Origin of the sequence: Teichococcus aestuarii, from assembly GCF_042651065.1 — a bacterium.
GTDB lineage: Bacteria > Pseudomonadota > Alphaproteobacteria > Acetobacterales > Acetobacteraceae > Pseudoroseomonas > Pseudoroseomonas aestuarii.
Map to the genome: position 1 here is coordinate 1 of NZ_JBHSCH010000161.1, position 1045 is coordinate 1045.

At 53.8% G+C, this 1045-nt stretch carries 1 rRNA gene; it reads left to right on the forward strand.

Going from position 1 to position 1045, the window contains the following annotated elements:
• Positions 1-1045: ribosomal RNA gene (locus tag ACFOY6_RS24140) — 23S ribosomal RNA — on the forward strand; the annotation flags it as partial.

Sequence of the window (1045 nt, forward strand, 5' to 3'; positions counted from 1 at the left end):
GGCGAACCGGGAGAACTGAAACATCTAAGTACCCCGAGGAAAAGAAATCAACCGAGATTCCCCAAGTAGCGGCGAGCGAACGGGGAAGAGCCCAGAGTCTGAATCAGCAGGTGTGTTAGTGGAACGGTCCGGAATGGCCGGCGATACAGGGTGAAAGCCCCGTACACGAAAGCGCACCTGTTGTGAGCTCGATGAGTAGGGCGGGACACGTGGTATCCTGTCTGAATATGGGGGGACCATCCTCCAAGGCTAAATACTCCTGACTGACCGATAGTGAACCAGTACCGTGAGGGAAAGGCGAAAAGAACCCCGGCGAGGGGAGTGAAAAAGAACCTGAAACCGTGTACGTACAAGCAGTGGGAGCCCCACCACCAAAGCGTTTCGCTTTGCGTGGTGCGCAAAATGCGTAACGACAGCGCGACTGACGGTTAACGGAGCGTAAGCGACGTTCAACTTAAAAATCAGGCAGTGGAGCGTTTTGGGGTGGGGTGACGGCGTACCTTTTGTATAATGGGTCCGCGAGTTATATTCTGTAGCAAGGTTAACCGTATAGGGGAGCCGCAGGGAAACCGAGTCTTAACCGGGCGTCCAGTTGCAGGGTATAGACCCGAAACCCGGTGATCTAGCCATGGGCAGGTTGAAGGTTGGGTAACACTAACTGGAGGACCGAACCGACTAATGTTGAAAAATTAGGGGATGAGCTGTGGCTAGGGGTGAAAGGCCAATCAAACTCGGAAATAGCTGGTTCTCCGCGAAATCTATTGAGGTAGCGCCTCGTGAATTCATCTCCGGGGGTAGAGCACTGTTTCGGCTAGGGGGCCATCCCGGCTTACCAACCCGATGCAAACTACGAATACCGGAGAATGTTATCACGGGAGACACACGGCGGGTGCTAACGTCCGTCGTGAAGAGGGAAACAACCCAGACCGCCAGCTAAGGTCCCAAAGTCATGGTTAAGTGGGAAACGATGTGGGAAGGCCCAGACAACCAGGAGGTTGGCTTAGAAGCAGCCATCCTTTAAAGAAAGCGTAATAGCTCACTGGTC